The sequence below is a fragment of the Mesorhizobium sp. M1A.F.Ca.IN.020.03.2.1 genome (assembly GCF_004023205.1).
Lineage (GTDB): Bacteria > Pseudomonadota > Alphaproteobacteria > Rhizobiales > Rhizobiaceae > Mesorhizobium.
In genome coordinates this window covers 21,526-30,246 of sequence record NZ_RZSV01000053.1, presented here as the reverse complement: position 1 = coordinate 30,246, position 8,721 = coordinate 21,526, and the positions used below count along the sequence as shown (strand labels likewise).

12 protein-coding genes are annotated in these 8,721 nt (G+C 65.1%); 3 read left to right on the top strand and 9 right to left on the bottom strand.

What is annotated here, in order from left to right; genetic code table 11:
* Positions 1 to 368 precede the first annotated feature (368 nt).
* The 3 genes from EOA79_RS11500 to EOA79_RS11490 are packed head-to-tail and all read right to left on the bottom strand — an operon-like array spanning position 369 to position 3,122.
* A complete protein-coding gene (locus EOA79_RS11500) occupies positions 369 to 1,274 on the bottom strand; it encodes an SDR family oxidoreductase (RefSeq protein WP_095799536.1) in 906 nt (301 codons plus the stop codon).
* Positions 1,275 to 1,291: 17 nt separating this feature from the next.
* Complete coding sequence (gene queG, locus EOA79_RS11495; protein WP_095799535.1) at positions 1,292 to 2,449, bottom strand: tRNA epoxyqueuosine(34) reductase QueG; 1,158 nt, start codon at positions 2,447 to 2,449, stop codon at positions 1,292 to 1,294.
* The gene (locus EOA79_RS11490; RefSeq protein WP_067003220.1) at positions 2,430 to 3,122 is read right to left on the bottom strand and encodes a glutathione S-transferase family protein; all 693 of its coding nucleotides are present in this window, start codon (positions 3,120 to 3,122) and stop codon (positions 2,430 to 2,432) included. Before EOA79_RS11490 ends, queG begins: the two co-directional genes overlap by 20 nt.
* Before the next feature lie 160 nt (positions 3,123 to 3,282).
* On the opposite strand from EOA79_RS11490, the gene EOA79_RS11485 reads away from it, so the two are divergent.
* Positions 3,283 to 4,089 carry an undecaprenyl-diphosphate phosphatase gene (locus tag EOA79_RS11485; RefSeq protein ID WP_095825085.1) on the top strand — a complete coding sequence of 269 codons (807 nt, stop codon included), beginning with the start codon at positions 3,283 to 3,285 and terminating at the stop codon, positions 4,087 to 4,089.
* A gap of 25 nt (positions 4,090 to 4,114) precedes the next feature.
* On the opposite strand, the gene EOA79_RS11480 is transcribed toward EOA79_RS11485, so the two are convergent.
* Positions 4,115 to 4,492, bottom strand: coding sequence for a YraN family protein (locus EOA79_RS11480; RefSeq protein WP_095825084.1), 378 nt, complete (start codon positions 4,490 to 4,492; stop codon positions 4,115 to 4,117).
* The gene (gene rsmI / locus EOA79_RS11475; RefSeq protein ID WP_095825083.1) at positions 4,485 to 5,381 is read right to left on the bottom strand and encodes a 16S rRNA (cytidine(1402)-2'-O)-methyltransferase; all 897 of its coding nucleotides are present in this window, start codon (positions 5,379 to 5,381) and stop codon (positions 4,485 to 4,487) included. Before rsmI ends, EOA79_RS11480 begins: the two co-directional genes overlap by 8 nt.
* A gap of 153 nt (positions 5,382 to 5,534) precedes the next feature.
* Here rsmI and EOA79_RS11470 point away from each other — a divergent pair, with 153 nt between their 5' ends.
* Positions 5,535 to 5,732 carry a hypothetical protein gene (locus EOA79_RS11470; RefSeq protein ID WP_067003211.1) on the top strand — a complete coding sequence of 66 codons (198 nt, stop codon included), beginning with the start codon at positions 5,535 to 5,537 and terminating at the stop codon, positions 5,730 to 5,732.
* Between the two features lie 7 nt (positions 5,733 to 5,739).
* The gene (locus EOA79_RS11465) at positions 5,740 to 5,928 is read left to right on the top strand and encodes a hypothetical protein (protein WP_067003209.1); all 189 of its coding nucleotides are present in this window, start codon (positions 5,740 to 5,742) and stop codon (positions 5,926 to 5,928) included.
* Between the two features lie 82 nt (positions 5,929 to 6,010).
* Here EOA79_RS11465 and EOA79_RS11460 read toward each other — a convergent pair whose 3' ends face one another.
* The 4 genes from EOA79_RS11460 to EOA79_RS11445 are packed head-to-tail and all read right to left on the bottom strand — an operon-like array spanning position 6,011 to position 8,591.
* Complete coding sequence (locus tag EOA79_RS11460) at positions 6,011 to 6,334, bottom strand: low molecular weight protein tyrosine phosphatase family protein (protein ID WP_095825082.1); 324 nt, start codon at positions 6,332 to 6,334, stop codon at positions 6,011 to 6,013.
* Positions 6,331 to 7,509, bottom strand: coding sequence for a radical SAM family heme chaperone HemW (gene hemW, locus EOA79_RS11455; RefSeq protein WP_095825081.1), 1,179 nt, complete (start codon positions 7,507 to 7,509; stop codon positions 6,331 to 6,333). Before hemW ends, EOA79_RS11460 begins: the two co-directional genes overlap by 4 nt.
* On the bottom strand, positions 7,506 to 8,180 hold the full coding sequence (gene rdgB / locus EOA79_RS11450) for an RdgB/HAM1 family non-canonical purine NTP pyrophosphatase (RefSeq protein ID WP_095825080.1): 675 nt from the start codon (positions 8,178 to 8,180) through the stop codon (positions 7,506 to 7,508). Before rdgB ends, hemW begins: the two co-directional genes overlap by 4 nt.
* A complete protein-coding gene (locus EOA79_RS11445; protein ID WP_095825079.1) occupies positions 8,181 to 8,591 on the bottom strand; it encodes a VOC family protein in 411 nt (136 codons plus the stop codon). It abuts the gene before it with no gap.
* Between the last annotated feature and the right edge of the window lie 130 nt (positions 8,592 to 8,721).

Sequence of the window (8,721 nt, the reverse complement as noted above, 5' to 3'; positions counted from 1 at the left end):
CTCTTGAGTAAAAGCCGAACGATTGCGCGTGCGCCACCGCCGGCAGCTTCTTGGCGCCGAACAGGTCTTTTGCGCGCGGTTCGGCCGAGATCGCGGCCGCCGCCAGCCCGGCTAAGGTCACCAGGGCAAGCGCGGCGGTCAGGAACGGCTTCCTGTCGGGCAGCGGTCGCAACGTCATCAGGTCGGGTCCCCTCTCCAGTGGCGCGACGCAATCTCAGGCGGCATGCTAAAACATGTCTCCCGAAAGTGGGACCCGGTTTCGGGATAAAGACATGCATAAAATCAAAACTGGAGCGCATGGAGCGAAGCTGAAAGATTCGCGACGCAGTTCAGGCGCGAATCATATCACGCCATGCACGTCGCTTCGCTCACGAGCGTTTCATCGGACTGCGCGGCTGTCCGTCTCGCCAGTTGCCGTCGGCCCACATCCGCTCCAGCGCCACCCGGTAATTCGGCAAACGAAAGCTGTAGCCTGCCGCTTTGATCGCCGCGTTGGCGACGCGCTTGTTTTCGCCGTAGAAGGACCGCGCCATGGGCGAAAGTTGCGCGGTTTCGAAGGGGATTTCCGGCGGCGCCTCCACGCCCATCACCCCGGCGGCGTAGGCGACGACATCCTGCGGCGGCGCCGGCTCGTCGTCGGTGACATTGAAGATGCCGCCGCGATTGCTATCGGCCAGGTGCCACAGGGCGCCGGCGATGTCGTCGCAATGGATGCGGTTGAAGACCTGGCCGGGCTTGACCAGCCGCCTCGCGGTGCCGTCCTCGAGATTGGCCAGCGCGTTGCGGCCCGGGCCGTAAATACCGGAAAGCCGCAGGATCGCTACCGGCTTTCCGATTTCCCGCCCAAGAGCCAGCCATTCCTGTTCGGCCGCCACCCGCATTACCGAGCGCTTCGAAACCGGCCTGCACTCGGCGCTCTCGTCGACCCAGGCGCCGCCATGGTCGCCGTAGACGCCGACGGTGGAAAGATAGCCGATCCATTGGAGCGCCGGCATCTTGGCCCGGATCGCCTCGCCTGCCGCGTTGAGCACCGGATCGCCCGCTTCGTCCGGAGCGACCAAGACGATGAGATGTGTTGTGTGCCGAAGCGCATCGCTGATTTCCGCCGTCAACGAACCGTCGAAGCTTAACGGATTGATGCCTGCCTGCCGCAACACCTCGAATTTTTCCGGCGATCGCGTCGTCCCAAGGATCGGCGCGCCATCTTCATTGGCTCTCGCAAAAGCCTTGCCGGAATAGCCGGCGCCGAAAATGAAGAAGCGTCTCTCGCCCATCAATTAAATCCTCTTCTTCAATGGTCCTTTGCGGGAACCGGCAGCGCTGACAGCCATTCCTCGCGCACCGTTGCATCGCCTTCGGCCTGCAAGGCCGATGCGGCGAGCTCCGCAAAATCGCGCCGCTCCATCAGTCGCGATAGCGCCCATACTGCCGCACCCCGCACCAGCGGCGAGCCGTCGTCGATTAGGCCGCGCGCGACCGGCGTCAGCGAGGCATCGTCCGAATTGCCGGCGGCGATCAGCGCGTTGCGGATGAAACGGTCGCGGCCGATGCGCTTGATCGGCGAGCCCGAGAAAAAGGAGCGGAACGTCGCATCGTCGAGCAACAGCAGCTCCGACAGCCGCGGCTCGCGCAGATTTTCGCGAGCGGCAAGCTTGGCCTCGGCGGCGACGCTGGCGAATTTGTTCCACGGACACACGGCGAGGCAGTCGTCGCAGCCATAGATGCGGTTGCCGATCGCCTCGCGAAATTCGCGCGGGATCGGTCCCTTGTTCTCGATTGTGAGGTAGGAGATGCAACGCCGCGCATCGAGCCGGTAGGGCGCCGGGAAGGCATCGGTTGGGCAGATGTCGAGGCAGGCGCGGCAGGAGCCGCAATGGTCGATCTCGGCTTTGTCCGGCTCAAGCTCGGCCGTGGTGAAGATGGTGCCGAGGAACAGCCATGAGCCATGCTCGCGGCTCACCAGATTGGTGTGCTTGCCCTGCCAGCCCAGCCCCGCGGCTTCGGCAAGCGGCTTTTCCATCACCGGCGCGGTGTCGACGAAGACCTTCACGTCGCCGCCGGCCCGCGCGACGATCTTGCCCGCGATTTCCTTCAGCCGACCTTTCATCACGTCGTGATAGTCGCGATTGTGCGCGTAGACCGAGATCGCGCCGCGATCGTGTTTGTCGAGGACATCGCGCGGATCCCGGTCCGGACCGTAGTTCATGGCGAGCACGATGATCGAACGCACTTCCGGCCACAGCGTCGAAGGCTCGGCGCGCCGCCCGATCGTCTCGGCGATCCAGTCCATCGAGCCGTGAAATCCCTCGGCGACAAACTCGGCCAGGCGCGCGGGAGCCAGCGGGATCGCGTCCGGCCGGGTGACGGCAACGGCGTCGAAGCCGGCGCGGCGCGCCTCCGCGTCGATCAGCGCGCGCAGCTTCGTCGTGTCAGAAATCGAGGTCCGCATAATGCGATACCGGCGACAGGCCGCGCACGCGATCGGTGAGCAGCGGCCGGAACGACGGCCGTGATTTCACGCGAGTATACCATTCGCGCGCCGCCGCGTGCTCGCGCCAGTCGATCTCGCCGAGATAGTCGAGCACGGAAAGCGTCGCGGCCGCGGCGAGGTCGGCATAGGTCACCTTGTTGCCGGCCAGCCAATGACGCGTGCCCGCCAGCCAGTTGGTGTATTTCATGTGCTGGCGGATGTTGGCGCGCGCGGCGCGGATTGCGCCCGAATCGGGTGAGCCGCCGCCCGCCGTCTCCGGCATCACCGGCTTCAGCACCCGCTCGCGCACCAGATGGCGGGTGACCTCGCTTTCGGCCTTGCTGAGATACCAGTCGGTCAGTCGCCGGATTTCGGCGCGCTGCATCGGGTCCTCGGCAAACAGCCGCCTGTCGCGCTTCAGCACCCCGCGTGTCTCGTCAAGATATTCGGCAATGACCATGGCGCCGACGATTGGCACATCGCCTTCGGCCAGCAGGATCGGCAGCGTGCCGGCCGGATTGAGCGCCAGGAACTCCTTGCGCCGGGTCCAGGGTTTCTCCTCGATCAAGGCCAGCTCCTCGCCATACTCGCCGAAGGCGAGGCGGACGAACCGGCAGGTGGCGAACATCGGGTGGTGAAAAAGCGTCAGCATGGTTCCGCGATGATAGGGCGCACTGGCAAATTGGTGTGAGCGCCGGTAAGTCTTGGCGGCCCGATTCCAGGGACTGTCATGTGTTGCGACCTATAGGGGCACTTCCGCGCCATGACAAGCAAGCCCTTCCCCTTAGCCGTCACTCGAAGCAGAGGTTGCCATGGAAAGCCAGACCATCGTCGAAGCACTGCTGCTTGGGCTGATCGAGGGCCTGACCGAATTCATCCCGGTCTCGTCGACCGGTCACATCCTGCTCGCCGGCCATTTCCTCGGCTTCCATTCGACCGGCAAGGCCTTCGAGATCCTGATCCAGCTCGGCGCGATTCTTGCGATCTTGAGCGTCTATTTCCGCCGCCTCTGGAAGATGCTGCTCGAACTGCCGCATGACCGGCTGACAAGGCATTTCGCCATCGGCATCCTCATCGCCTTCCTGCCGGCGGCGGTCATCGGCGCGCTGGCGCATGACTTTATCAAGACCTTCCTGTTCGAATCGCCGCGCCTGATCTGCATCATGCTGGTCATCGGCGGCGTGGTGCTGCTCGCCGTCGACCGCATGAACCTGAAGCCCGTCTACCGCGATGTCGAGCGCTTCCCGACCAGGCTTTATCTGCAGATCGGCCTGTTCCAGTGTCTGTCGCTGATACCCGGCACCTCGCGCTCCGGCTCGACCATCGTCGGCGCGCTGCTCTTGGGCGTCGACAAGCGCGCGGCGGCGGAGTTTTCCTTCTTCCTCGCCATGCCGACCATGGTCGGCGCCTTCGCCTTCGATCTGTTCAAGAACCGCAACGTGCTGACCTCGGCCGACCTGCCGATCATCGCCGTCGGCTTCATCGCCGCCTTCGTCACCGCGCTTTTCGTGGTGCGCTTCCTGCTCGATTACGTCTCGCGCAAGGGCTATTCGCTGTTCGGCTGGTGGCGGCTGGTGGTTGGCGGGCTCGGACTGGCGGCGCTGATGATCTGGGGGTGAGCTTATCGTTGGGAGGGTAAGCCCCTCAATTCCGCCCGTAAAATGCATTCTCGACATGCACTGGCCAGCGCCAGGGCATCACCGCCACCATGTCGAAGCGCACCGACAGCCGGCCATAGTCCGGCTGGCGCGACAGCCAGAGGTCGGCGGCACCCTCGATGCGCCGTTCCGAGGCGTGGGCGATCGCTTCCATCGCATCCATCAGCGTCCGCCGCGCCTTGACCTCGACGAACAGTACAAGGTCGCCGCGCCTGGCGATCAGGTCGATCTCGCCGAGCTTTGTGCGATGGCGGCGCGCAAGGATGCGATAGCCCTTCAGCATCAGCGCCAGCGCCGCCAGCCATTCGCCGCGATGGCCGCGCCGATAGGCTTTTCGCCGATAAACGACGGTGCGCTCAGCCACCGCCGTCCGCCTTCAGCTCGATCAGCCGGCGGTAGAGCGCCTGTTTCTGGCCACCGGTCATTTTCGCCGCTTCCGCCGCCGCCTTGGAGGCCGGCATTTCGGCGGCTAAAGACAACAGCAGCCGGTCGATGTCGGCCGGCTGGTCCTCGGCCGCCTCCGGCGGGCCGACGCAGACCACGATTTCGCCCTTGGGCGTCTCGGCCGCCGCGTAGTGATCGGCGAGCTCTCCGAGCGTTCCCGTTCGCATCTCCTCGAACGCCTTGGTCAGCTCGCGGCCAATCGCCGCTTTGCGCGCTCCGCCAAGCGCTTGCGCCATCGCAGCAAGCGTCTCGGCCAGCCGGCGCGGCGATTCATAGAAGATGAGCGTCGCCGGCACCTGCCTGAAGCTTTCGAGCTTGGTGAGCCTCTGGCCCGCCTTGGCCGGCAAGAAGCCGGCGAACAGAAAGGTGTCGGAAGGCAGGCCGGAAGCGGTCAGCGCGGCAAGCGCCGCCGACGGTCCGGGCACCGGAATAACGCGGATGCCGCGCTCCAGCGCCTCGCCGACCAGCCGGTAGCCGGGATCGGAAACCAGCGGCGTGCCGGCATCCGAGATCAGCGCCACGCTTTGTCCGGCAGCGAGCGACTCGATCAGCTTCGGCCCGGCCTCGGCCGCATTGTGCTCGTGATAGGCCGTGGTGCGCCGGCGAATGCCGTAGCGTTCGAGCAGCACGCGCGAGACGCGGGTGTCCTCGCAGGCAACGATGTCGGCGCCGGCCAGCGTCTCCAGCGCACGCAGCGTGACATCGGCGAGATTGCCAATCGGCGTCGCCACCAGATAGAGCGCCGGCTCCAGCGGCCGCGCCGCAATTTCGGTCTGCCCGATTACATAGCTGCGTTTGTCGCCGGTCAATTGAGGCCCTCCCCACGCGCCACTGTTTGCCACGGCTGATCTGCGGTTGCAAAACGTGATGGCGATGCAAGGGAATCGCCATGCCTTTGCCACGATGCGGAACCAAACCGCGTAAGGCGGATTTTACCCCTGATTCCCGAGGAGGAGGACAGGATGGACAGCCTGATCATTCAAGACGCTTTCACGCCCTATTATTCGGGCTGCAAGCGCTTTGCCGGATCGGAGAAGGTTGCCGGTTCGGAGGATCGGGAACCCTCCGCCAGGACAAAGGACAAGGAAGCGATGAAGCCGCTTCCAAGCCCCGCGGTTCAAGACGCCTCGACCGAAACCGAAAGCACGACGGAGCACTGACCGGACGATGCCCAATCGCTTCGACATTTTCATCACACGACTCGAAAGCAAGACCGCCCGCGAGGGCATTCCTTCCCATCCGATCGCCGCCCAGCACGGGAACCGCCGCGACAAGACCGACCTGAAGCAGGGCCGTTCCGGCGACGCGCATGCGGAAAAGGATCGCGGGAAGCAGCGTCAGAAGCACGACGCCTAGAGCAGCTGCGACCCTTCGCAATCTCTCGCCTCATCCCAGGCGGAGCGAGGAGCGAATCGCCATGCTTGGCGCCTGACGCCATTCAGCCCAGATAGTTAGTGACCTTCGCCTCGAGCAGCCGCACCAGTTCCGGATCCATGAACGCATAGTTGTCCGGGATGTCGAGGCAGATCACCCGTGCCCGCATCAGGCTTGACCGGAACTTCTTCTGCAGCTTGACGCGATGCGCCTTCTCCATGACGAAGATGATCTCGGCCCACGCGACCAGTTCATGCGTCAGCGGGTTGTCCGCGCCGTTATTGGTGCCGGCCGATTCGACCTCGAGGTCGCGGCGCCTGGAAAACACCTGCTCGGCGGTAGGGCTGCGCAGGCGGTTCTGGCTGCAGACGAAGAGAACCTTTTTCACCGCGCGAGGTCTGCCACCACCGCATCGAGCACGATCATGCCGGCGGTCGTGGCGCGGAGGCGGGCGTTGCCGACCGGCGCCACCAGCCCCTCTTCCTGCAGCACCGACAATCGGTCGCTCGCCAGACTACGCCCGGCAAGCGTCTCGTAGCGCTGGAGGTCGATGCCTTCGGCCAGCCGCAGCCCCATCAATAGGAACTCGTCGGCTTCTTCGGCGCGCGTCAGCACCTCGCCGCCGTTGACGCCATGGCCCCTGGCTTCGACCAGGTTGGCCCAGGTCTCAGGCATCTTTTCCGCGACCGTCACGGTACGGCGGCCGTTCTCGACGAAGCGGCCATGCGCGCCGGGTCCGACGCCGACATATTCGCCGTAGCGCCAATAAGTCAGGTTGTGCCGGCTTTCCGCGCCCGGCCGCGCGTGGTTGGAGATTTCGTAGGCCGGAAGCCCGTGCGCCGCGGTCACCTCCTGCGTCAGCGCGTAGAGGTCGGCGGCATGGTCGTTGTCGGGCAGGACGAATTTTCGGGCTGAGTGGAGTGCATGGAACGGCGTGCCCTCCTCGATCGTGAGCTGATAGAGCGACAGGTGGTCGGCGGCGTGCCCGATCGCTTCCTCAAGCTCTAAAGCCCAAGCCTCCGGCGTCTGGCCGGGCCGCGCATAGATCAGGTCGAAGGAGAGCCGCGGAAAGATTTCCCGCGCCAGCCCGATGGCGTGCAGCGCCTCCTCGACATTGTGCAGCCGGCCGAGGAAGCGCAGGTCCTTGTCGTTCAGCGCCTGCACGCCGAGCGAGACACGGTTGACGCCGGCCGCCCGATAACCGCGGAAGCGCTCCGCCTCGACCGAGGACGGGTTGGCCTCCAGCGTCACCTCGATCCCGGCAGGCACCGTCCAGTTCTTCGCTACGGCTTCCAGAACCGCTGACACCGTTTCCGGCTTCATCAGCGACGGCGTGCCGCCGCCGAGGAAGACGCTGGTCACCTCGCGCGGCCCGGTGCGGGCGCGCATCGTCTTGAGCTCCGTCTCGAAGGCCCGCGCAAAACGCTCCTGGTCGACCGGCTGGTGGCGAACGTGGCTGTTGAAGTCGCAGTAAGGGCATTTGGCCGCGCAGAACGGCCAATGGATATAGACGCCGAAGCCGGGGCTGCGGTCGAGCGGCATGGTCTGGCCTGTTCCGATCATTTTGACTTGAGCCGCGCCAGATCCAGCCGCGCCAAATCCAAGCGGGCCTGGGCAAACTTCTGGAAGGCGCGGGCGCGGTGCGACAGGGCTGTTGCCTGGCCGGGCTTCCCATGCTTTTGCTCGGCGCTCATCTCGCCAAAAGTCTTGGCGAAGCCGTTGGGCAGGAACACCGGATCGTAGCCGAAGCCGAGCGTGCCGCGCGGCGGCCAGACCAGCGTGCCTTCGGCCTCGCCGCGGTAATATTCGGCCTCGCCATCGGGAAAGGCGAGGCAGATGACGGCGACGAAACGGCCGGTGCGCTGCGCCGGCTCGGTCGCGCCGACCTCCTGCAGGGCCACTTCGGTGCGCTGCATGGCCATGCCGAAATCGCGTGTGCCGTCCGCCGTCTCGGCCCAGTTGGCGGTGTAGACGCCGGGCGCCCCGTCGAGCGCGTCGACGCAGAGCCCCGAATCGTCCGACAGCGCCGGCAGGCCGGTGGCCTTGGCGGCGGCATAGGCCTTGATATAGGCATTCTCCTCGAAGGTCGTGCCGGTCTCGTCCGGTTCCGGCAGGCCGTAATCCTTGGCCGACTTCGCCTCGAAGCCGAACGGGGCCATCAAGTCGGCGAATTCGCGCAGCTTGCCTTCATTGTGGCTGGCGACGACGATCTTTTGTCCGTTCAAAGAATGCATTCAGAGACCCCAGATCCTTGGTTCGGCGAACTCGATCGAATTGCCCGAAGGGTCGCGGATATAGATCGAATGTCCGCCCTGCGGCCACTCGAAATCGCTTTCGATGGCGATGTTCTTGGCCGCCAAATGCTTGCGCCATTCGGCGATCTCGGCCGCAGTCGCGGTGAAGCAAAGATGCCCTTCGCCGACCGTGCCGTGCGGCGGCACCTTCAGCCTGGCGTCGGGCGCCGGCGGAATTTTCGCCGCCTCGGCATTGAAGATGAGCAGCACGCCGTTGCCGCAGCGGAAGAAGACGTGGCGGCCTTCGACCTTGCCCAGCGGATCCAGGCCGAGGATGTCGCGATAGAAGGCTTCGGCCTCAGCCAGATCAGTCACATAGAGTGCTGATTCCAAAATCGCGGAGGGGGTCACGAGACGCCCCCCTCTGCCCTGCCGGGCATCTCCCCCTCAAGGGGGGAGATTGGCAGCTCCACCGACAGTGTCTCGACGGCGAAGATTGGCGAAGGCCGAGGTGAGGTCCGATCTCCCCCCTTGAGGGGGA